This is a genomic window from Polaribacter sp. Z014 (genome assembly GCF_023555435.1).
GTDB lineage: Bacteria > Bacteroidota > Bacteroidia > Flavobacteriales > Flavobacteriaceae > Polaribacter.
In genome coordinates this window covers 37,755-60,783 of sequence record NZ_JALCZP010000019.1, presented here as the reverse complement: position 1 = coordinate 60,783, position 23,029 = coordinate 37,755, and the positions used below count along the sequence as shown (strand labels likewise).

The 23,029-nt window shown below is 30.3% G+C and carries 12 protein-coding genes; 11 read left to right on the top strand and 1 reads right to left on the bottom strand.

All coding sequences use genetic code 11. From position 1 onward, the window contains the following. Positions 1-5 precede the first annotated feature (5 nt). Positions 6-1,082: a T9SS type A sorting domain-containing protein gene (locus MPF19_RS15720; RefSeq protein ID WP_249989115.1), complete on the top strand. Its 1,077-nt coding sequence runs from the start codon at positions 6-8 to the stop codon at positions 1,080-1,082. Positions 1,083-1,090: 8 nt separating this feature from the next. Here the strand turns inward: MPF19_RS15720 and MPF19_RS15715 are convergent, their stop codons facing one another. Next, positions 1,091-2,056, bottom strand: a complete 966-nt coding sequence (locus tag MPF19_RS15715; RefSeq protein ID WP_203391699.1) for a Gfo/Idh/MocA family protein — start codon at positions 2,054-2,056, stop codon at positions 1,091-1,093. Positions 2,057-2,355: 299 nt separating this feature from the next. Between MPF19_RS15715 and MPF19_RS15710 the strand changes: the two genes are divergently transcribed. The 10 genes from MPF19_RS15710 to MPF19_RS15660 all read left to right on the top strand — a co-directional run bounded on the left by MPF19_RS15710 (position 2,356) and on the right by MPF19_RS15660 (position 22,998). Next, a complete protein-coding gene (locus MPF19_RS15710) occupies positions 2,356-4,668 on the top strand; it encodes a chondroitinase-B domain-containing protein (protein ID WP_249989113.1) in 2,313 nt (770 codons plus the stop codon). An 85-nt stretch (positions 4,669-4,753) separates the two neighbouring features. Continuing rightward, positions 4,754-6,967 (top strand): heparinase II/III family protein, encoded by a 2,214-nt coding sequence (locus MPF19_RS15705; protein ID WP_249989111.1) that lies wholly within the window; start codon positions 4,754-4,756, stop codon positions 6,965-6,967. Positions 6,968-7,387: 420 nt separating this feature from the next. Further along, positions 7,388-9,655, top strand: coding sequence for an alginate lyase family protein (locus MPF19_RS15700; protein ID WP_249989109.1), 2,268 nt, complete (start codon positions 7,388-7,390; stop codon positions 9,653-9,655). 23 nt (positions 9,656-9,678) lie between these two features. Beyond that, positions 9,679-10,053 carry a cupin domain-containing protein gene (locus MPF19_RS15695; RefSeq protein ID WP_203391702.1) on the top strand — a complete coding sequence of 125 codons (375 nt, stop codon included), beginning with the start codon at positions 9,679-9,681 and terminating at the stop codon, positions 10,051-10,053. A gap of 136 nt (positions 10,054-10,189) precedes the next feature. Beyond that, complete coding sequence (locus MPF19_RS15690; protein ID WP_249989107.1) at positions 10,190-13,417, top strand: SusC/RagA family TonB-linked outer membrane protein; 3,228 nt, start codon at positions 10,190-10,192, stop codon at positions 13,415-13,417. Between the two features lie 6 nt (positions 13,418-13,423). Beyond that, positions 13,424-14,995, top strand: a complete 1,572-nt coding sequence (locus MPF19_RS15685; RefSeq protein WP_249989105.1) for a RagB/SusD family nutrient uptake outer membrane protein — start codon at positions 13,424-13,426, stop codon at positions 14,993-14,995. A gap of 13 nt (positions 14,996-15,008) precedes the next feature. Next, a complete protein-coding gene (locus tag MPF19_RS15680; RefSeq protein ID WP_249989103.1) occupies positions 15,009-16,184 on the top strand; it encodes a PKD domain-containing protein in 1,176 nt (391 codons plus the stop codon). 21 nt (positions 16,185-16,205) lie between these two features. Next, positions 16,206-17,705, top strand: a complete 1,500-nt coding sequence (locus MPF19_RS19355; protein ID WP_284041558.1) for a PKD domain-containing protein — start codon at positions 16,206-16,208, stop codon at positions 17,703-17,705. A gap of 662 nt (positions 17,706-18,367) precedes the next feature. Then, positions 18,368-21,397: a SusC/RagA family TonB-linked outer membrane protein gene (locus MPF19_RS15665; RefSeq protein WP_203391706.1), complete on the top strand. Its 3,030-nt coding sequence runs from the start codon at positions 18,368-18,370 to the stop codon at positions 21,395-21,397. A 23-nt stretch (positions 21,398-21,420) separates the two neighbouring features. After that, positions 21,421-22,998, top strand: coding sequence for a RagB/SusD family nutrient uptake outer membrane protein (locus tag MPF19_RS15660; RefSeq protein WP_203391707.1), 1,578 nt, complete (start codon positions 21,421-21,423; stop codon positions 22,996-22,998). Positions 22,999-23,029 lie beyond the last annotated feature (31 nt).

Below are 23,029 nucleotides of genomic sequence, written 5' to 3'. Positions count from 1 at the left end.
TTCTGATGATGAAAAACTTTCTTTGCTTAGTAACTTTCTTAATTTTAATATCACAAACAATTTTTAGTCAGGTTTTATTAAGTGCTGATGGTTCTGGAAATACGTATGAGTTGATAAATGCTCTTTTCGCAAATCCAAACAGAAGTGTTATAGAAGCTCCTGACTGTAATCATGCAGATTTTGGAAACCATATAGATGAAGTTTTTGATGCAGATTTAAATAAAAATGTTTTCCGTTTTCATATTCATGTTTCTCCAGATAATGATCGTTGTAAAAAATTTGACAGACAGCGTAATGAAATAAAAACGTATGCGGATTCTCCCGAAAATTTAAAAGCGACTAAAGGTGAAACTGTAGCATATAAATGGAAATTTAAATTAAGCAATAGTTTTAAACCATCATCTAGTTTTACACATATCCATCAATTAAAGGTTGTTGGCGGACCTTATGCATCTATACCTATGATTTCTTTTACTTTAAGAAAAGGAAAACCAGATAAGTTAGAATTAAGGTATACGGCAACTAAGGATCAAAATACTTTAAAAACTGTCGATTTAAATCTTTTAAAAGGAAAATGGTTGGAAGTAACTGAGTATGTTAAATTTGATGATGTAGGTAGTTATTCTGTTGAGTTAAAAATGGTTTCTAACAATAAAGTGATTTTTAATTATGCTAATAGTCCTTTAGACACTTGGCAAGATGGAGCTGAATTTGCGAGACCAAAATGGGGTATTTATAGAAGCTTAAATAATAAAGAAGATTTACAAGACGAAATTGTAAAATTTGCAGATTTTAGTATTCAAGAAATTACAAGTTCTCTTTCTGTAGAAACTTTAAAAGAAAAGGCATCTGCTATTTTGTTGTTTCCCAATCCTGCTTCTGAAGATGTTGAATTTAAAAATGTGAAATTAGATACTTATGACCTTGTTGAAGTGTATGATTATTCTGGAAGAAAAATTTCTACTGATAAAAAACTACACAACGATAAATTAAATGTTTCTGGTTTTTCTAAAGGACTGTATTTCATCGTCTTTAAAAAAGATGCCATAATTGTTAAAGTTTTAAAATGTTATGTAAAATAAATAGCGTTTTATTTTGTAAAAGAGTCCATTATTTGCATAATAATTACACCATTTTCTATAGGGCAAGGGTTTTTTTCTTTACCTAAGAAATAATTTACGGTACTTTCTATCATAGGTTGTTGAACGTGCATCGGATTTTTAAAATGGAAAACTTCTTCTTTTGTATTGGTTGATAAAATTACTTCTTCACCATAAAAAGAAAATGTAATACTACCATTCTCACCATATATTTTACATTCATCTTTTACTTCTTTTTCTGAAGTGTTAAAATTCCAAATACCTCTAAATTGAATTCCGTTTTTAAACTCAATAATACCATTTACAATATCATCAACATTGTTATTTAAGGTGGAAGTAGAAAAACCTTTTTCGTGTTTTATTTCACCAAAGAAAGAATACATTAAATCTAATTGATGCGGAGCAATATCATGGAAATAGCCACCACCAGAAATTTGAGGCTGTAAACGCCAATTATCTTCCGTTTTAGCGATGATATTATTTTGTTTGGATTGATGAATTTGAATATCAGCAAACATTATTTTTCCAATCCTATTTGCTTCAATTAATTCTTTTACTTTTAGAAAAACGGGCAGTTTTCTTCTGTAATGTGCTACAACTAATTTATCATTTTTAGTGATTAATTTATTCAATTCTTGGGCTTCAGAAAGGTTTAGAGTTATAGGTTTTTCTAAATATATAAACTTTTTTGCGTTTACACATTTTTTAACCATTTCTATATGTGTAGAAGGAGGTGTTGCAATATAAATGGCATTTATTTCTGGGTTTTGTAATAATTCATCAACAGAATTATACCAAAAAGGAACGTTGTGTCTAGTAGCAAAATCTTCTGCTTTTACAGCATTTCTTCTCATTACGGCAATTAATTTCGAGTTTTTTATTTTCTGAAATGCAGGACCACTTTTTACTTCAGCAACATCTCCGCAACCAATAATTCCCCAGTTAATTGTATTCATTTTTTAGTTTTATTTCTACGATATAAAGATAGAACTAATTGAAGTTTTTTTGTAGTTTAGGGTCATGTTTGTTTTTTTGTGCAAAATAGATTGGTTATTAAAGTACCTTGGAATAAGGTTTTAGCTTTAAAATTTTTTCAATCCAAAATAAGTGTATATATTTGGTAAACCAAATTGGTTTACCAATTAGTGTTTTGCTAAATAAACTTTGTACTATTTTAAAAACAACATATTTTTTTAGGGTAAGCAGACTCTAAAAATTTTATAATACTTTATCAAAAACATATTAACTAAAAAAAATGAAAAAATCACTTTTAATTATCAGCCTATTATTACTAATAGTTTCTTGCCAAGAAAAAGTTTCTGAGAGTATATTAGTAACAAATTCATTAGAATTAATAGATGCAGCAAAAAATGCGCAACCAGGAGATAATATTGTTATTAAAGATGGAACTTATAAAGATGTAGAAATTATTTTTAAAGGTGAAGGGACAAAAGAAAATCCAATTACATTAAAGGCAGAAAACCCTGGTAAAGTTTTTATAGAAGGTGTTTCTAGTTTAAAAATTGGCGGTAATTATTTAGAAGTCAATGGTTTGTTTTTTAGAAACGGACATTCACCAGCTACAAATGTTATAGGATTTAGAATTAGCGAAAAAGAAGTTGCAAATTATTCTAAAGTTACCAATTGTGTAATTTTAGATTTTAATAATTTACAACGTGACCAAGATAATCTTTGGGTGCAATTTTATGGTACACATAATGAGTTAAGTAATTGTTACATTGCTGGTAAAACAAATGGTGGACCAACCGTTAGGGTAGACTTAAAAGGAAACCAAAGTATTAGAAATTATCATAAAATTATAAATAATCATTTTGGACCAAGACCTAGAAAAGGTGGTGCAAGAGGAGAAACGATTCAGTTAGGAAGTAGTTTTACTTCTATGACACCAAGTAATACAACCATTGCAAATAACTTATTTGAAGAATGTAATGGAGAAGTAGAAATTATATCAAGTAAAACTAATTTTAATATTATTAAAAATAATGTGTTTTATAAAAGTGAAGGATCTGTAGTTACACGTCACGGAAACTACGCAACAATAGATGGTAATTATTTTATTGGTGATGGTGTAAATAAACAATTTGGAGGAATTAGAATTGTAAATACAGGACATTGGATTATTAATAACTATTTCTATAATATTATAGGAGAAAATTTTAGAAGTCCTTTAGCAATGATGAACGGAATTCCTAAATCTCCATTAAATAGATACAATCAGGTAACCGATGTGGTAGTGGCATTTAATACGTATGTAAATTGTAAATCGCCATGGCAATTTGGTGTTGGTACAAATATTGCGCAGGCGGCTGTATTGCCTAAATCAGAAATACGTTCTGCAAGAGCTTTAAGAACTATAGTAGCTAACAATGTCATTTATAATAAAGTTGGAGATAAAAATCCTATTATTGAACATGATAAAGCAGATGGTGTAACGTTTAAAGATAACATTATTAACAACCAAGGAGTCGCATTTGATAATAGTGATAGAATTGCAGCAAATTCATTTGAATTAACAAAAGTAAGTGACAATATTTTTATTCCTAAATTAACAAATAATTTTGAAGTCTATCCTGGTTTTGGATTCGAAACGATAAAAGAAGATCTTTTTGGAAATTCTAGAGTAAACTCTAATTCTATTGGGGCAACCGTACAAGGAGTTAACTTAAAAGATCCATCTATTTTAGATAAAACCAAATATGGTGCAGATTGGTATTCTAATGTAGTAGAAGCAAAAGAGCCTACTATTTTTACGGTTACTAATACTAAAGGAGATTTAGAAGCAAAAATAGCAGCGGCAAATGCAGGAGATATTATTGCTTTAAGTGCTGGGAAATACAATGTTTCTACATCTATTGTAATTAATAAAACAATTACAATTAAATCTAAGGACACTGAAAAAGCAGAAATTATTTTTGCAGGATCAGACAATACACCTGTTTTTGAATTGAATCCTTATGGTATTTTAAACATAAAGAACATTATTCTTTCTGGTAATGGAAAAAATCAAGCTTTTGCAAGTTTAAAAGAAAACATGTCTAATCATTTTGGACTAAACGTTTCTGGTTGTGATATTAATAATTTTAATTATGTGCTAAAAGCTTACAAGGAAACCTTTTCAGAAGAAATAAATTTTAAAAATAGCACGTTTACAGACTGTGAAAATGGAATAGAATTATCTGAAGAAACAAATGATAGAGGCGATTATAACACAGAATATTTAACGGTAGATAACTGTCAGTTTACAAACGTAAATCAAAATGTGATAGATTACTATAGAGGTGGTTATGATGAGTCTACTATTGGTGGAAACTTATTAGTAGCGAATAGTACTTTTACAAACTGTGGAAGCAAAGAAAAAAACAGAATGTTGTTAAATCATAGAGGTATTGTATACGTAAACATTACCAAAAATGTATTTAAAAACAATAAAGTTCAGTTTGTTGCTATTTTATGGGGAGCAAAAAATAATGTTGAATCTAACAATACTTTAAGTAATTCAGGAAAAATAAAAACTGAAGAGAACTTAGTTATGAAATTGATGTATTAATCAAATTTATTCTGATAAAAGACAAATCCTATAAGGCTTAAAAACTTTGTAGGATTTTTTTGTATAAATCAAATTTATTTTTAAAATGAAACTATTCAAAATTTTATTTTTAGTGTTTTTTTCAATATCCGTTTACGGACAAAAAATACCTTCAAAAAAGAGTATTAGAATAACTGAATTGGCCAATTTGTTAAATGATGATGTAAAAAATTATTTTTCTAAAGATGGAAAAATAACAGTAAAAAAGTTGGCTAGTTATTTTAGAGAAAAATTTTCTGAACGTTATTTTTATAATTATAAAACTGTTGATAATCGCTTTACAGAATATGCTAACTTATATCCGAAAGCCATAGAAAGTCATACTGAAAGAAGTTTAGATCATTTAGCCAAGTTTTCTTCAAAACCATCATGGAAACTTCCTTTTAATTACCAAAACGGAAATCCAGTTAATGCCTATGCTTTAAGACATTTGGCACGTCAGCATAAAATGGTAGATATTGCTTTGTACTATTTTTATAAAGAAAAAGATGCTAGGTATATCGATTATTTTACGGCGCAGATGCAATCATTAAACACTGCTTTAGAACAAAATAAGTTCGAAACTATTGAAGATGGAAATGGTGTTTATGAATCTTTTAGATCTGGATATAGAATTTTAAATTGGATGCAAATTCATAACCTTTTTTTAGGTGAAGAAGCATATTCAGATAAAGATCAGTTAAACACAATAGCTACATTATTGCAACATGCTTCTTACTTATATGAGGTTAATCAAAAATTTGCATCAGGTAATCATCAAACAAGAGGTTTATCCGCTTTAGCAATGGTTTCTATTATGTTACGAGATTTTGTAGATACAGATGTTTGGTATACGCATGCTATGAAATTGTTGGCAGAACATTTAAGTAAAGAAATTAATAATGATGGTTTTCAGTTTGAAAGAACAATACATTATCATAAAAGTGATATTGGTAATTATTTTTATGTATATCAATTAGCTAAAAATAGCAATTTAAGGGTTGATGATTTTTGGAAGAATAAGTTGGAATCTTTATTTACAACGTTAACAAAAACGGCTTTTCCGGACAAATCTGCTCCTGTTTTTTCTGATGATACAGATACGCCTTGGGCAGAAAAAAATGATATTTCAGATGCTTTAACTTTAGGGTATTTATTATTTGAAAACCCTAGTTTTGGTTATTTTGCAAATACTAAATTAAGCGCTAAAATGTATTGGTACGTTAGCGAAAACCAGCTTAAAAAGTTGCAAAACATAAAAGAAGAACAGCCTACTTTTAATTCTGTCTTTTTTTCTGAAACAGGATATTATTTAATGAGAGAAGGTTGGGAGCGTAAAGATAAAGTATTGGCGATATCTGCAGGATTAGATGCAAAAAAACCAGACCACCAACATGGGGATATATTAGGAATTCAGATTTTTGCAAATGAAAATGTAATACTACCTAATTATCAAGTTAGGTATTCTTTAAAAGACTTAGAATTATTTAAAAACTCAATGACTAAAAATGTTGCTTTAGTAGATAATGAAGTACTCGGAAAAAAATACAGTTCTAATAAAGGAGGTAGTGGCTTTGGTAAGTTTAAAAAAATAGCCAAACCTACCGTAATAGGTTATCAACTAAATAAAGATTTAGAAGTTTTTATAGGTTCTCATGACGGTTTCGAAAATATTGGTGTAAAATATGCGCGTCAGGTTATAAATGTAGAAAACGATTTTTGGATAGTGAAAGATAATTTTTCATCAGATAAAAATCATATTTATAAACAAGTTTGGCAAGGACATTATAGTTTAGAGAATTCGCCGAACTTATTGCGTTCTAGTTTTCAAAATGGATCTGGATTAGATATTTATCAACTTAAAAATATAGATGAAATAACCACAGATGGGGCAAGAGGAAAACAATGGAGTGTTGCTTCTAAAATAAATGAAAAAAACTTTAATTTTATAACTATTCTTTTCCCTTTTTCTACATATGATGCTAGAATTGATGAAGAAAAAGAAAATCCAACTTTTAAAGGTTGGTCTACGGAAACAATAATAAAATCGGATGCAGAAAGTGTATTGTCTAAAAAAGATAAACATTTGTTATTCGGTGTAAAAGAAATAACTCTTCACAAAACAGTAATTAATTTTTCTGAGAAAGTTGATGTTGTAGTTACTAAAAATGAAGGTAAATTTACCATACAATCGTTGTTTTACAAATTATTTTACATTAATACCTCTAGTAATTCAGAACAAATATTAATAAAACCATTAGGGTTTTACATTGAAAAATAGTTTTTTTAATAAATTAATAACCAAATACTTAAAAAACAGGTCTAGTAATTTTTTAGTATTAAAATTTTATTGTATTTTTGGTTTACCAGTTTGGTAAACCAATTTGTTTTTAGTTTTAAAAATTAGATGTTTTTGATTTATCTAAAGGATGGTATAACTTTAAAATTAAGAACAATTAGGTTCTAGTAAAATAATTATTGAGTAGTTTTTTGAATTATTACTTTAAAAACCCATTTTCTTTTTAAATGGGTTTTTTCTTGTTAAAAAAACACTGTAATTAATGCGATTTGTATAAAAAATACTGTTTTTAATAAAGTAGTTGTGTTAAAATTACTATTTTATATGCTATTATTTTGTTAAAATCCTAAATAACCATATATTTGGTAGACCAATCTGGTTAACCAGTGTTTAATTTAAAATATGAAGAAATCTTACATTCAATTAATAGCTATTTTTTTTATTAGTTTTATTGCCGTCTCTTGTAACAATTCTGTAGAAAGCGAAAAGAATAACACAAAAACGGAAGGTTCACACCCTAAATTAATTTTAACAAAAAAAGGTGTAGATAAAATAAGACAAAATTTAGGCAATGTGCCTGTTTTTGATAAAACTTTAGCGGATACAAAAGCAGAGGTAGATGCAGAAATAGAGTTAGGTATTTTAGTTCCTATTCCTAAAGATTTATCTGGCGGTTACACGCATGAGCGTCATAAAAAAAACTTTATAATGCTTCAAAAAGCAGGAGTTTTATTTCAGATTTTAAATGATGAAAAATATGCAAACTATGTTAAAGATATGTTGTTTGCTTATGCCAAATTATACCCAACATTACCGGTACATCCACAAACCAGATCTTATGCTAGAGGTAAATTATTTTGGCAATGTTTAAACGATTCTAATTGGTTAGTGTATTCTGCACAAGCGTATGATTGTGTTTATGATTGGTTATCAAAAGAAGAAAGAGATACGTTAGAAAAAGATTTGTTTATTCCTTTTGCAAATTTTATATCTGTAGAAAATCCACAATTTTTTAATAGAGTTCATAACCATAGTACTTGGGGTAATGTTGCCGTTGGTATGATTGCCTTGGTAATGGATAATGATGAGTTATTAGAAAATGCTTTAAATGGTTTAAAAATAGATGATTTAAAGGAAGGGATGAAAGATAACGATGGAGGTCTTATTCAAGTTAAAGGACAAAGATTAGGTTTTTTTGGTAATTTAGATGAACCTTTTTCTCCTGATGGTTATTATAACGAAGGACCATATTACCAGCGTTATGCAATGTATCCTTTTTTAATTTTTGCAGAAGCATTGCACAATGTAAAACCAGAATTAAAGATATTTGAATATAAAGACGGTATTTTGTTAAAAGCAGTGGATGCATTGATAAACTTAACGGATGCAAAAGGAGATTTTTTTCCTTTGAATGACGGTCAAAAAGGAATGTCTTATTATACAGCAGCGTTAGTTTCTGCAGTAGATATTGCTTATCAATATGGAGGTGAAAATCCAGAATTATTAAGTATTTCAAAAAAACAAGATAGAGTTGTTTTAGACGACACTGGTTTGGCAATTGCAATAGGTCTTAAGGAAGGTTTAGAAAAACCATTTACAAAAAAATCTATTAATTTATCTGATGGTAAGAATGGAGATGAAGGAGGCGTAGGGATTTTAAGAAATGAAAACATAGAATTGGTTTATAAATATGCCTCACAAGGCTCTAGTCATGGGCATTATGATAAATTATCTTTTTCTTTATATGAAGACGGAAATGAAGTTATTCAAGATTATGGTTTAGCTCGTTTTGTAAATATTGAACAAAAAGGTGGTGGTAATTATTTAAAAGAAAATAAAACTTGGGCAAAACAAACGATTGCTCATAATACACTTTCTGTAAATGGAGAGAATCATTATGAAGGTAAATTTGATATAGGTAGTAAGCATCATCCAGAATTGTATTTTTATGATGATAAAAATCCTAATGTTCAAATAATAAGTGCTACAGAAACAAACGCATATCCAGGTACAGAAATGCTTAGAACTTTTGCCTTAATAAAAGACAAAGATTTTCAAAGACCATTTACAATAGACCTTTTTAAAATAAAATCTAATAAAAAAAATCAATACGATTTGCCTTATTATTATTTAGGTCATATTATGAAAACTAATTTTGATTATAAATCATACCCTCAATTAAATGCTTTAGGTGCCAAAAATGGGTATCAACATTTATGGAAAGAGGCTGCAGGGAAACCATCTACAGATAATACGGTGTTTTCTTGGAAGAATAACAACAAGTTTTATACGTTAACAACCACTTCTAATACTACAGATGAGTTAATTTTAGCCAGAATAGGAGCACAGGATCCAGATTATAATTTGCGTAAAGAACCTTCTTTTATTGTAAGAAGAAAAAACACACAAAACACCACTTTTGCCTCTGTAATAGAATCTCACGGAAGTTATAGTTATGTTACAGAATTGGCTTTAAATGCCTATAGTAGTGTTGCAAACGTAAAAATAGTTTTAGATACAGAAAGTTATACAGCTGTAGAAATTAAAACAAAGAAGGATACAACCAAAATTTTAATTATCTCTAATAAAGATAATTCTGCAGAGAGTAAGCATACAGTTAAAATAGATAATAAGGAGTATAATTGGAAAGGTTCTTATTATTATAAATAAATTAATTATAAAAAAATAAAAAAATGAATAGACTTAGCGAAAAGTACATTATTTCTAAAGACATGGAATGGGAGCAACTTGGTGGAGGAGTATCAAGAAAGTTTTTAGGGTATGATAATCAAATTATGATGGTAAGCGTAAAATTTGAAGAAGGAGCATTAGGTTCTCCACATCAACATTTTCACACGCAAGCTACCTATTGTGTTTCAGGTAAATTTGAATTTGAAATTGATGGTATAAAGCAAATTGTAGAAGCAGGAGATGGTGTGTATATAGAGCCTAATTTATTACATAGTGCCATATGTTTAGAAGAAGGCCAATTGATAGATACCTTTAGTCCTGTAAGAGAAGATTTCTTAACTGGTGATGGACCATCTTATTTTGGAGATAAGAAGTAAAAATAAGAAAGCCCTTAGAAAAGATTTTATGGAGTAATAAACCTTGTTATTACTCCATAAATATAGCAGTATTTAATCTTAAAAGTATCGTAAGGTTACATATTTTTTAAAGAAAAACAATTCAAAACAATTAACAATGAACTTAAAAATTAAGTTAGTATTTATTGCAATGCTTCTTTTTAGTGCAATCGGTTTTGCACAAGAAAGTGTTACAGTAACCGGGAATGTTAAGTCTATAGCAGATAATGAGCCTATTTTAGGGGCTAATATTATTATTGTAGGAACAACAAAAGGAACAAGTACAGATTTTGATGGTAATTATAAAATACAAGTTAAGTCTGGAGATGTGCTTCAGTTTTCTTACTTAGGATTCAAAACGAAAACAATATCCTTTACAAATCAAAAAACAATTAACGTAGCTTTAGACGAAGATTCTAATACTTTAGATGAAATTGTGGTTGTAGGTTATGGAAATCAAAAACAAAAAAACGTAACAAGTGCTTTAACTAAAGTGGCTGGTGAAAAAATTCAGAACCAAGCAGTTGCTCGTGTAGAGGATGCACTTAAAGGTAGAGTAGCGGGTTTAAGAATTCAAGTAACTTCTTCTGAAGCAGGTGGAGATCCAAAAATTACGTTAAGGGGACCTGGTTCTGTTACCGGATCGTCTTCTCCTTTAATCGTTGTAGATGGTGTAATTCTAGGTACAGACACAGATATTTTAGGTTCTATTGATAATAATAATATTAAATCTATTAGTGTTTTAAAAGATGCTTCTTCTGTTGCTATTTACGGTTCTCGTGGAGCAAATGGAGTTATTTTAGTTACCCTTAAAGAAGGAATTTCTGGTCAAACAAAATTCTCTTATAACACATTTACGGGGTATAAATATGCAGACAATAATGATAATTTTAATACTACTATAGCGCAAGAAAGAGCAAGATTAGATGGTTTAAAAAGTCAAGTTGATGCAATATCTCTAGGTAGTACAAACTATGATAGAATTATAGGTGATTACAATACTGCTTATGCAGAGTTAGAAGCAATGGATTTTATAGCTTCCTTAGGAGGTGGTGAAACAAATTGGCAAGATGAAATTTTTGAAGGAGGTTTTATTCAAAGTCACTCTTTTGCAGTAAGAGGTGGTACAGAGTTAACAAGTTACTCGGCGTCTTTAGGGTATTTAGAAGATGATGGGATTATTTTAAGTGATGAGTTTAAGAAATACAATGCCAGAGTTAAAATTGATAGTAAATCTAAAAACAAAAAAATTAAATACGGTGCAAGTATTCGTGTAAATTATAACGACCAAGTTAAAGTACCTGCAAGGTTTACAGATCCATTAAGACAAATGGGGCATGTGCCATTATACTTAAACGAAGAGCATTTAAAATATGTAACTCAATTTTCTACAGACGTAGGCGTTTCTACAGATGCAGGTAAATTATTTGAAAATCTTGGTGTAGGTAGTTACGGATTTTCAAGAGCTTTTGATCATACATTTACGCAAGATCCAGATAACCCAAGAGATATACTTAGAGATGCAAATGGAGTTCCAGTAGCTAGTGGTTTAACTTCAGGTGGGTTAACTTTATCTACTACTAAAAACGTACACCCTTTAGTACATTATTTAGAAAGATCTAGAACTAAAAAGAAGTTAAGTTTAAATGCTTCATCTTATATAGATTTTAAATTAGCAAAAGGACTTAATTTTAAACAAACGGTTTCTGGTGTTTTTAGACATAATAAAAGTAATGAAGCAGACTATCTTTTAGGTCAGGAAAATAGAGATTCAGAATCGTATCGATTAGAAAGAAGAGATGAATTAAATCAATATACTTTTGAGTCATTAATTAAATATAATAAAGAATATAAAAAACATAACTTTAACACAGTATTAGGTTTTGAGTATATGCAAAGTGATAACTACAGACAAGAATCTGAGGCTGTTGGTTATTCTAATGATTTTAATAACAACATTGCATTAGCAGACGGAGGAACAACGTATACAGATAATGCCAGTGAAAAATTAGTTTCGTTTTTTGGAAGGTTAGATTATAATTATGATGAAAAATACTTATTTCAATTATCTGTTCGTAATGATGCAAGTACCAGATTTGGACCAGATTCTAAAAATGGATTTTTCCCAGCGGCATCTGTTGGTTGGGTAATGTCTAATGAAAAATTCTTATCAGATAGTAATTTAATATCATTTTTAAAAGTAAGAGCAAGTTATGGTCTTTCTGGTTCTAACCAAATATCTAGTAATATATTCGAATCTCTTTATAGATTTGAAGAAGCATACAGCACTATTAGCTATAACGGAACAACCGGAGTTAAGGCAACTACTTTAGCAAATCAAATTTTAGGTTGGGAAAAATTAAAAGAATTTAATCCAGGAGTAGATGTTACATTTGGTAGAGGTCTTTTAAGTTTAACAGCAGATTACTATATTAGAACAAGTGAAGATTTATTGCTTTTTGCACCGTCAGCTGCAGCTTATGGTACAGATAACTGGTTACAAAACCTTGGAGCCGTAAAAAATGAAGGTGTAGAATTAGAATTAACTTCTAGAGTTATGTCTAAAGAAAACTTCCGTTGGAGTGTTTCTGGTCAGTTTTCTATGAATAGAAATACAGTAACAGATTTAGGTAATAATGAACAAATTATTTCTAGAATTGATCAAGACACAAGACCAACAGAATTTATTGCAAAAGTAGGGCAGCCAATTACTTCTTTTTACGGATGGGTATATGATAAAGAAATTCCATTAGAATGGGTAGATAATCCTTTTAATAGATTTAATAATGATTATGCAGACGTTTATGTAAAAGATTTAAATGGAGATGGAATTATTGATGGAGATGATAGAACAGAATTAGGAAGTCCGTATCCAGATTTCGAATGGGGTTTTAATTCAGATTTCACCTTATATGATTTTGATTTTTCTTTTCAATTACAAGGTTCTCACGGCGCAGAAGTTAGAGTTGCAGATTTAGATCAATTGTATTATGCAAGTGAGTCTGCGGTAAATGAAATGTCTAATTTTCCAGATAAAGATATGACAGTTCATAGAAGATATACAGATGACCATATACAAGATGCATCTTTTGTAGCTTTAAGAAATTTAACTTTAGGGTATACATTACCAGAGTCTTTTACAACAAAATATAAATTTGATAAATTAAGACTTTATGTAACAGGAGAAAATTTAGTATTTCTTACCGCTAAAGGGTATGAAGGATTTAATCCAGAAGCAGCAGGTCAAACTTCAGACAATGCGAACACACCGTTAACAGCTGGTTATCAAAGAGGAGATGGTCCTGTTGTGAAAACAATTTCTGCAGGTATTAACTTTCAATTTTAATAAATTATGAAAAATATATATAAAAGTATAATCGTTGGTTTTTCTTTCGTAGCTTTATTATCAAGTTGTGAAACAGAACTAGACCTTAGTAACCCAACAGCGCTTTCTTTAGAAGAGTTGTTGCAAACAAATGATGGTTTTTTAGCGTTATCAAATGGAGTTTTAGATGCGTATCAAAAAATTCCGGCAAATGAATTTTTATTAACAGAATTAAGATCAGATAATGTTAGAGCAAATTCAGAGAACGGAAATTTTCCAGCAATAAATTCCTATAACGTAGATCCTAATAATGGAGATGTAGCAACTTATTATTCTAATAATATGCATGTAATTAAACATGCAAATACCATTATAGATAATAGGTTCTTAGCACCAAAAAACCAACAATACACAGTTGGAGAAGCTTATTTTATGAGAGCTCTAAGTCATTTTAATTTGGTGAGAGCGTATCAAAATATTCCTTTTATAGACAAAGTTTTAGATGTTACCCAAAAGGAAGCGTTAGATTATCCTCAATTACCGGAAGCAGAAGTGTATGCAAAAATTATTGAAGATTTTAAAACCTCAATAGCTTATTTAAATGATGCGGCAATAAATAGATATCGTCCTTCTAAAGGAGCTGCAATTTGTTTAGCTGCAAAAGCATATTTAAGTCAACCAAATCCTAATTATGTAGAAGCAGAATTATTATTAGCTTCTGTTGTAGAAAATAATGGAGCATATAATTATGACTTGTTATCTACAGATAGAGCTGCTGGTTTATCAGATCGTGATTATTTTGCTACTTTATCAATAGATTATGGACATGTATTTGGTAATCAGTTTACAGGTAGTTTTTCAGAATCAGATTTAGCATCAGATCCTGTGTTAGATGGAGATTGGTCTAATAACTCAGGTTTAGAAATTAACGACGAAGTTATTTTTTCAATTGCTTACGATTTAGTTAGTAGTGATAATTATGTAACTAGTGATAGTGGTTTAAATGACCAAGTAGAAACAGACTCAGAATCTCATAGTTTTGCCATGACCTTACAAGGACCTTCTAATGGTGTAAATATTGCAACATTAGATTTCTTAAAAGTAATGACACCAGAATTACAACCGGTAAGATTTCCTGCTTCTGTGATGGCTTTAGATTACAATGCTTTTTTATCTAATAATACCATAGATGTTTTTAATGCTAAATTTCCAAATGATGGAGAGATTGGTGATACCGATTGGATTGTTTTAAGATATGCAGATGTATTATTATTGTATTCAGAAGCAATTTTAGCTGGTGGAGATTCTACAACAGACACAAGAGCTATTGAAGCATTTAATAAAGTGAGACGAAGAGCTGGTTTAGAAGAAGTTGTTGTATTAACAAAACAAGGGTTGTTAGAGGAAAGAAGAGTTGAGTTTGTATATGAAAACCAACGATTATATGATTTAGTAAGATTTGGAGAAGCGGATAATGTTTTATCTAAGTTTTCTACAGATAATAGTTTAAACTATTCTAGCGGAAAGAAATACCTACCATTCCCTCAGAGAGAAAGAGATAATTTGCCTAATTTTTATAATCAAAATGATGGATACTAAAAAACACCTAATTATGAAAAAATATTTGTTTAATTTAAAATATATTGTTTTAGGGTCAATGATTACTCTAAGCTCTTGTGTCAGTAATGATTTACCAGGAGTTGGTGATTTAGAAGACTTTACGAGTCCAACACCATTTTACAGTTTTACAGACGTTACATCTTCAGAATTTGATTGTAATGATGTAGAATTATGGGCAAAATATGAGTATAATTTTCAGGCAGGTTCTAATTTGGCTGTAAATGGTACGCAATACGATTGGGAAGTAACACCAGCTGAAGGAGTCACTTTTATTAATAAAGATTTGCCAATACTAGAGCAATCTATAGACGGAGAATTGGCAACTGTTGTGGCGTTAGAAAAAGAGATTGCTAAAATTGAGTTTAAATTACCTTGTGAATCAAACCAAGATAAAAAAACAGTTTTAGAAGCAACTCTTGCAGATTTACAAGTGCAATTACAGACTGCTAAAGATGAGGTGTCAGAAGAGGTTACGCAAAATGTAGCTGCTTTAAATACACAAATTTCAGAATTACCAGCTGCAACTTTACAAGATCGAGAATTAATTTTTTCTTTTCCTGCTCCAGGGACGTATACTGTTGGTTTAACAGTAACAGATAACCTTGGTAAATCTGCTTATACAGAAAAAACGGTAACGGTAAACCAAGCAATACCTACAATAGCAACTCCAGAAATTGGAGAACCAGGTTTTGATGATGGTACTTTATTTGATGGTACAGGAGATGGTAGAGATTCTTGGAGATCACCAAATAATAGTGATTGGGGTGGGGTCTTTCAAATCAATTCTAAATCTGAGTTAGGGGTTTTACCTTCTGGCTTACAGGCAGCTAAATTTCCTGCAGATGGATCTAGAGTTGGGTATCAAGAAATTGAGGTTACTCCTGGAGCAACGTATGTGTTAACGTATTTTAGTGAGTTAGATACTAATAATGTAGGAGACGTAACGGTTTCTTTAATTAGTACAAATGCTAAAACACTTGCAGAGTCTAAATTAGAAGCTAATATTATTGCATCTAGAACAGACAGTAGTGTTGGGCGTGTAGATGATGTATTTAAAAAACATGCTATTACTTTTGAAGCAGGTGTAAATGAGTCTGTAATTATTTTACTTACAAATTCGAATACGGAATGTAGACTTGATGCATTTGATATAATAGTTAAACAATAACAGATTTTAAAATTAAATATTATGATTTATAAATTAATTAAAAAAATCAATAAAAGTATTTTTATAATACCTTTTATCCTTTTAGGGCTTGTATCTTGTGTTGATAATGGATACGAAGCTTTTGTACCGCCAACAGGTAATGTAAATAACATACAACCTAGTACACTTTTTACTACAAGTACAAGTGCAGATGATAATATGTCTATTGTATTTAGAAGTTATTCTACAGATGCTGCTTCTTACTTGTGGGATTTTGGTGATGGAACAACTTCAGAAGAGGCAAATCCAGATTATAAATACACTATAGGTGGTAAGTATAATGTAAAATTAACTACTACGAGTTCAGATGGGTTAAAAGCAATAGATTCAGTAATAGTATCACCTATTTCTGTAGATTTTAATTTTTCAAATATAGACTCTAAAGTTACTTTCGAAAACTTAACTTCTGGTGCAAAATCATTAGTTTGGTATTTTGGAGACGGAGAAACTTTAACATGGGACTCTGAAAAAGATACAGAGTTAGATCCAAGTTTTAATCCATCTCACATATATAAAACGGCAGATACTTTTGGAGCTACTTTAACAGCAACTAACTTTTTAGATGTTCAGGTTTCTGTTTCAAAAAATATAGAAGGATTGGTTTTATCTACAGTGCCAGATTTTACTTTTGATGTAAACGGTCTTACTGTTCAGTTTACAGATGCTTCGCTTTTAGCAACTACACATACTTGGGATTTTGGAGATGGAACTACATCTACAGAAGTTAGTCCAATGCATACTTTTCCGGCTGAAGCTACTTATGACGTAACTTTAACAACAACCAATGAAGCAGGTGTTTCTAAATCTGAAACTAAAGCGGTTCCTGTAGGGGCTGTAAAACCTACTTTTAAAGCAATTGTTCAAAACGGTACTGCAGATGATTTTCAGGGAGAAACTGGTGATAATGCTGATGCGTGGGATATGACCCCAAATAGTAAAGTGAAATTAGATGCAGATAATGGTGTAGAATCAGATAGCCCTTATAGAGCATTATGGAATAATTCAGATTTAAATAGTTATATAGACACAGCTTTTGGAACAAATGAGCAACCAGGTTCATCTAGTGATGGTTCTTATGTGAATGGAGAAAAAACAAGGTCAGTTAAACTTGCTAATGATTCTAGACGTCTATATCAACTAGTAAAAGTCGAAGCAGGTGTTGTGTATTCTTTTACAATTGATACTCGTTCTGAAGCAGAAGGAATAAATACCGAGGTATTTATTTTAAATAATGAAATTACTTCAGAAGAAGATATCAATACAGATCCTGCAAATAATAGTAATGTAGACGCTTATTTAAATATTACAAATGATTATAATTCTAGTAAAGGATCTGCAAGTGATAATACATTTACAACGAGCACATTTACTTTTAAAGCTACTTCAAATATTGTTGTGATTTATGCAAGAGCATTAAAAGCCGTAGATAAGAATAATGAAGTATTTATAGATAATATAGATATTATTACTCCTGGGTTTTAATATAACACAAGATAGAGGATTACTATTTGAAGTAATAATTTTCTTTCAAATGATATATTATATATAGACATTTTTAAAAAAGTTTATAATAAAATAGATTACACACATTATATTTTTAAATAATGTGTGTAATTTTTTTTATGCCCACTACATTCTTATTAGGTACAACTTTTAAGTCCACTAGCAAGAATGAGAAAGCTGTTTTAGGATTTATCTTAAAGATTCACAAAAAATGATTTATATCATATTTATTAGTGCCTCATTCATTTTCTTTCATTCTAAATTTGTAAAAGCAGTTCTTTTTATTTAGAATAAACAACGTTTTTTTTGTGATGTTTATTAAATATCAGGAAGTTAATCAATGTTTATATGTGAGGTTATTTGTACTATAATGAGCTTTTTTAAGAAACTTCAGGTAGCCGAAACGTTTTTTTTAGGAAATAATTAACAAACAATTTTTTTATGTGAGAAAAAAACATATCTTTGGTAAACCAATTTGGTAAACCAGTTTGGGTGACCAGAATGTGTTTGTTTTAGAGATGCTTTAGGGCAGTGAAATTTTAAGAATTAAATATAGCAGTATTTTAACCTAAGAATTGAGCTATTAGTTTTCTCTAAAATTTAATATTTAAATTAAGTCTAATAATTCAAAACAATTAACGATGAACTTAAAAATTAAGTTAGTACTCATGTTAATGCTTTTTGTAAGTGCAGTTAATTATGCACAAGAAAGTGTAACAGTAACCGGAAGTGTAACTTCCAAAGTAGATCAACAACCTATTTTAGGGGCCAATATTATCATTGCTGGTACCACAACAGGAACTAGTACAGATTTTGATGGTAATTATCAATTAAAAGTAAAAAGTGGAGACGTTTTACAATTTTCTTATGTAGGTTTTGCTTCAAAATCAGTGACATTTACAAATCAAAAAACAATAAACGTAGCGTTAGATGAAGATGCTAGTTTGTTAGAAGAGATTGTGGTTGTAGGGTATGGTGCTAGAAAAAAGAGCGATATTACTGGTTCAGTATCATCAGTTACAGCAGATGAATTAAATGCTTTTCCTGTGTTAGACGCAGCACAAGCAATGCAAGGTCGTGCAGCTGGTGTTGTTGTACAATCTAATAATGGTGGTGAGCCAGGAGCTCCTATTAGTATTAAAATTAGAGGTAACACTTCTATTGGTGCAAGTAGTGATCCACTTATTGTTGTTGATGGTTTTATTGGAGCTAGTATGCCTCAAGCAAATGACATTAAATCTTTAGAAATTTTAAAAGATGCATCTGCAACAGCAATTTATGGTTCTAGAGGTTCTAATGGGGTAATAATGGTTACAACTAAAAAAGGTAGAAATGGTAAAATGGTTGTAGAGTTCAACTCTACATTTGCTGTACAAACCACTGCAAATAGATTAGATCTTTTAAATGCTGATGAATTTGCAACATACCAAAAAATCATTGACCCTTTATATACTCAAGGTACTGCTGATACAGATTGGCAAGATTTAATTTACACTACAGGTGCTACTCAGAATCATCAATTTTCTTTTTCAGGAGGTTCAGATAAAATAAATTTTTACGCTTCTGGTAACTATTTTAAACAAGATGGAATTATTGTAAACTCTGGTTTTGAAAAAATGACTTTCTTATCTAATATTGATGCTCAGATTTCTGATAAATTAAAATTAGGAATGAATCTTTTTGGAAGTAGAGGTACTAAAAATGGTGTTGCAACTCAATCTGATGGTTCTGTTACAGTTGGTGGAGATGATGTGATTTCTTTAGCAATGAGATTTGCTCCAGATTTAGGAGTAACAGATTCACAAGGTGTATTTACAACAAATAGTGTTGGTGACCCTGTAGATAATCCATATGCAGTAGCAACAGAAAGACAAGATGAAACTAAAACAGATAATTTTAGAATAAATTTTTATGGGAATTATGATATTTTAGAAAATCTTGCATTTAAATCAACATTTGGTTTAAGTACTAAAAATGCTACTAGAGGTATTTATCAGCCGTCATCATTAATTATTACAGCATCTAATGAAGGTGGAAAAGCTAGTTTAGCTAATACAAGAACAACAAACTTTTTAAATGAAAACTATTTAACCTATAAGAAAGAAATAGGAAAAGGTGACTTAACTTTATTAGCAGGTATTTCTTACCAAAAAAATGTTGCAGAATATTTTAGAGCTGCAGGTAATGGTTTTATCTCTGATAGTTTTTCTTACTATGCTTTAGATAAAGCAACTACATTATTACAACCAGATTCTTATTTACAGGAATACGAGATTCAATCTCAATTTGGTAGGGTAAATTATGATTATGATGATAAATATTTAATTACTGCAACTGTAAGAAGAGATGGTGCTTCTAACTTTGCTGCAAATCATAAATATGCAATATTTCCTTCTGCTGCTTTAGGTTGGAAAGTTTCTAATGAAAACTTTTTAAAAGAAAATGAAACAATTTCTAATTTAAAATTAAGAGCTAGTTATGGTATTACTGGTAATCCATCAATTCCTCCTTATGGGTCTTTAGCAAAATTATCTAGTTTGTATGCTTCTAGTAACGGACAAACTGTAAATGCAATTTCTACAGATCAAGCTGCAAACCCAGATTTAAAATGGGAATCTTCTTACCAAACAAATTTAGGGGTAGATTTAGGTTTAGTAAATAATAGAATAAAACTATCTTTAGATTATTATAATATTGATACTAAAGATTTAATTTTAACCAATGCTGGTATCCCAGAAATTTTTGGAAATACAAATACTGCAAGTTTAGCTAATTTAGGAGAAATTAATAATAGTGGTATTGAAATAGCTTTAAATACTAGAAATATTTCTAACGATAACTTTAGCTGGAATACTGATTTTAACTTATCTGCTAACAAGAATAAAGTAATTAAATTAGTAAAAGGAGCAGATGTATTTAACAACGGTGCGCCTAGTTATTTAAGTAGTTCAGGAACTACAAGAACAAATGTTTTAAGAGAAGGTGAAGAAGTTGGGTTGTTTTATGGTTATGATTATGCAGGTGTTTACCAAGGTGGTGCTTTGCCAGAAGGTACAGCAGTAACTGCCGGAAGTGTTGCAGGAGACCCATTGTTTAGAGATGTAGAGGCAGATGGTGTTATTAATGCAGAAGATAGAACTATTATTGGAAACCCTAACGCAGATTTTACTTTTGGTATTACAAACAACTTTAGCTATAAAAATTTCGATTTGAGTATCTTTTTCCAAGGTTCTCAAGGTGGTGAAATTTTTAATATGACAAATGTTGTACTGTATAATGGTGATGCAAATACTACAAGAGACAACTTAAATAATGCTTGGACACCAACAAATACAGATACAAATATACCACGTATTGGTAACAATAGTAATAGAGAATTCTCTTCTCGTTTTGTTGAAGACGGTAGTTATATAAGATTAAAAAATATTGCTTTAGGATATAATTTCCCTAGTGAAGTTATTGAAAATTTAGGTATAGATAATTTAAGATTGTCAGTAAGTGCACAAAACTTATTAACTATTACAGACTATTCTGGTTTAGATCCTGAAGTCAACTACGCAGGTTCTTCTTCTGGAAACGCAAATCAGTCTGCTAATACAGTTTCAGGATTTGATTTTGGAAACTATCCAACAGTAAAATCTGTAAACTTTAGTCTTAATATTAAATTTTAATCAATCACTTAAAAACATAGAATATGAAAACATATAAATATTTATTCTTGTTATTGATGAGTTTATCAATAGTAAGTTGTTCAGATTTAATTGAAGAACCCGTAGGAGTATTAGCTCCAGATGGTTTCTTTCAAACACCAAAAGATATACAAACAGCCGTAGACGGTGCATTTACTCACGCTATTAATGAAAAGTTTTGGGGTAGAAAATTGTCTATAGCCTTAATGTTACGTTCTGATATGGTAGATCTTGCTTCTGATGAATCAAGAAGAAGAGAGCATAATGAAATGACTACTTTAACCGATAATGGAATGATTAGTGAATTTTGGTTAAAAACATATCAAGGAATTGCAGCTGCTAATTTAGCAATTGACGGAGCTTCTTATGTAGATGTTGCTGATGAACTTAAAAACCCTGTTACTGCTCAAGCATATTTTATTAGAGCTTTTTATTACTTTCATTTAGTAAGACAATTTGGGGCCATTCCTTATATTGACGCACCTATTTCAGATGCAGCTGCCGCAACTGCTTTAAGTAGAACTCCAGTTTCTGAAGTATATACTAATATTATTTCTGATTTAGAATATGCAAAACAATGGTTACCAAATACACAAGCTTCTAGAGCAATACCTGCCAAATCTGCAGCAAGTTCATACTTAGCTTTAGTTTATTTAACAATTGGTGAATACCAAAAAGCTTTTACAGAAGCTAAGGATGTTATAAATAAGAAAGGAACTTATGGATTAGATTTAGAACCAAATTTTCAAGACTTATTCGATGCTACTAAAATAGATGCTTCAAAAGAACCAATATTTGCTTTAGATTACAATAACTTTGAAGCTCCAAATAATGGATATGATCAAATAGCACCAATGGTAGGTATTAGAGGTAATATCTTAAACGGTGGAGGTTGGTCTGTTGCAGTTCCTGCTTTAAAGGTTTATGATACTTGGGATGCAAATGATTACAGAAGAGCTGTAAGTATGGAAGACAAGGCTGTCTTTAAAGGAGATCATGATGATAATCCAGATACAGCCGATACAGAAATGCAATATGATTATACTCAATTTGGTATTGCTCCTGGTTCTCTTCACAAATTCGCTAAACAGCGTCCTTACATTGCAAAATACGGTCGTTTTCCTGGAGCCTTTGCTCGTGGTAACGGTAGAGCAACAAGTCATAACTATTCTATGATGCGTTATGCAGAAGTATTATTAATTGCTGCTGAAGCAGCTGTAGAAATAAATGATAACTCTTCAGCAACTACATATTTAAATGAAGTTAGAGCTAGAGCAAGATCTGGTGGAAGTATAGCCGAATATGGTGGTTTACCAGCTGTTACTGTAGCAGCAAGTTCTGTACCAGCAGATATTACTGGAACTGTTACCGTTGATAATGTTTTAGAAGAACGTAGACTTGAATTAGCATTTGAGTGTAAAAGATGGTACGACATTGCTAGAAGAAAAATTGGTACCACTACATTTAGTGCTTCTGGTTTAGAAGGTGCTAAGGCTGCTTTTTCTGCAGACGATTACTTAATGCCTTTACCTGGAGATGAATTAGAAAGAATGCCTAATTTAACTCAGAACCCTGGTTACTAATATTTGTATTCAAATAGTAATTAAGTTAATA